This is a genomic window from Bacillus sp. SIMBA_026 (assembly GCF_046535335.1).
In the GTDB taxonomy this organism is placed as follows: Bacteria; Bacillota; Bacilli; order Bacillales; family Bacillaceae; genus Bacillus; species Bacillus velezensis.
Genome location: NZ_JAWRWX010000312.1, coordinates 1 through 255 on the forward strand (window position 1 = coordinate 1; position 255 = coordinate 255).

The window sequence follows — 255 nt, forward strand, 5'->3', positions numbered from 1 at the left end:
TGAAGCACATGCAGGTGCCGATGGTACCGCTTCGGGAAGAGATCCTTCAGGATCCTGCCCAGATCTACGACAATCTCGTCGCGCGCGTGGATAGCCTCGACGCCGTCTTTCTGGTCGATCCCAACAACCCGACGGGCTTCAGCCTCTTCAGCCTCTTCAGCCCGACCGACCACGCGTTCCGCGAAGTCGTGCGCTTCTGCGTGGACCATGACAAGCTCCTCGTCATGGATTTTTGCTTCGCGTCGTTCATCCTCG

General features: G+C 59.2%; 1 protein-coding gene. It reads left to right on the plus strand.

Features of this window, described 5'->3' with window-relative positions:
• Positions 1–255 (plus strand): hypothetical protein (locus SB847_RS21615; protein WP_410578739.1); only part of this gene is annotated, 255 nt, incomplete at both ends.